Origin of the sequence: Faecalibacillus sp. H12 (assembly GCF_013361255.1) — a bacterium.
GTDB lineage: Bacteria > Bacillota_I > Bacilli_A > Erysipelotrichales > Coprobacillaceae > Faecalibacillus > Faecalibacillus intestinalis.
Map to the genome: position 1 here is coordinate 1 of NZ_JABWDK010000062.1, position 1,695 is coordinate 1,695.

Below are 1,695 nucleotides of genomic sequence, written 5' to 3' on the forward strand. Positions count from 1 at the left end.
TTCTAATAATTGTCATTGAAAAACAACAGCTAGAATTCTGGCTGTTGTTTCTTTTTATAGTTCGTTTATCATTGATATTGTCTAGATACTATGAAAGGAACTATATGAATAATGATATCATGAAATTTTTAAACATTGAAGATAAAGACATAATTATCTCTAAGATTTTAATTGATGGAAATACTAAGATAATTTATTTAGAAAAGACTCTCAAAGTCGAATATTGCCCTGCCTGTTCTTCTAGAATGCATTCAAAAGGAAAATATATTAGAAAAATAAATCATCCTATCCTACAAGATGGCTATCAATTAAAACTTATTGTAACTCAAAGAAAATGGAGATGTACCAATCCTCAATGTAATCTTTACCTCAATGATCAGTTTAACTTTATTAGTAAATATAAACAGTCATCTAATATTACTCCTTATATGATCCTTAATGAAATGAAGAATATACATATTACTACTGCAGATGTCGCTAGAAAATATAATATTTCTGATACTTCCGTACATTATATATTTCTACAATATTTGAACATAAAACGTCTTCCTTTACCTGAAATAATTTCTGTCGACGAAGTATTTTTAAATATTGACTATAAGCATCGTTATGCATTGGTTATCATGGATTTTGATTCCTCAGAAATTATCGATATTCTTCCCAACAGATGGGAAGAAACGACCAATGCCTACTTTTTATCTATTCCATTGGAAGAACGAAAAAACGTTAAATACCTTATCTGTGACATGTACAATCCCTATATCAACTATACGAAGCGTTACTTTCCTAACAGTATTGCCATCATTGATAGTTTTCACGTTGTTTCTTGGATCATAAGAAAGATAAATAACTATATCAATGATCTAAAAAAGAAATTCCAAATAAGAGATAAAAAGATTTACGAAGATTCTTGTATAAAAAATAACAGACCTATAGATTTTAAAAATATGCCGACATCTAAAGAAGTCTATATGCTTAATAATTTTAAATGGCTCATATTACAAAATGTAGAAAATATAGACTATCAAAGTAATGTTAGATACAACCACAAATTAAAAGCTTATTTAAATACTTATGACTATGAAAAAATGTTTTTCCAATTAGACGATAACCTTGTACAAATCAGACGTCTAAAAGAAAAATATATTGAATTTAATAAAACAGAAGAAAGGGACCTAGAAAAAATCAATACTCTTTTAAGCAATATTATTGATTGTTATTCTCATTCGACATTGATTATGTTTAAAGAATTTTCTGAACTATTAAAAGCTCATAAACAAGAAATCATCAATTCATTTATTTATATAACTGATAATAATGGAAATGAACGAAGACTATCTAATGGACCTATGGAAGGATATAATAGGACTCCTAAAGATTTCAAAAGAAATTCAAGAGGATTAAGTAATTTTGAATATGCAAGAAGCAGATTGATTTGGGCTAACAGGAAAAATGAATCTATTTTAGCCATTCCTAAATCAAAAAAAGAAGTATATAAATTTAAAAAATAACTTGTTAAATGTATCTAGACAAAATGAAAGGAACAACCTATTTGATTGTTCCTTTAAACTTATTTTCTTTTGAATTTTTAGGTTGCCCCCTAAAGTGCCCCCTAACTTTCAACAGGTTTTTCTTAAAACCCCTAAAGTTGTCCCCTAAATAATTTGGCTTTCCCCCTAAATTATTTGGTTACCC

General features: G+C 27.6%; 1 protein-coding gene. It reads left to right on the forward strand.

Annotated elements, in window-relative coordinates; genetic code table 11:
- Positions 1 to 119: 119 nt before the first annotated feature.
- Positions 120 to 1,511 carry an ISL3 family transposase gene (locus HUU89_RS14380; RefSeq protein ID WP_175302122.1) on the forward strand — a complete coding sequence of 464 codons (1,392 nt, stop codon included), beginning with the start codon at positions 120 to 122 and terminating at the stop codon, positions 1,509 to 1,511.
- The last annotated feature ends 184 nt before the right edge of the window (positions 1,512 to 1,695 follow it).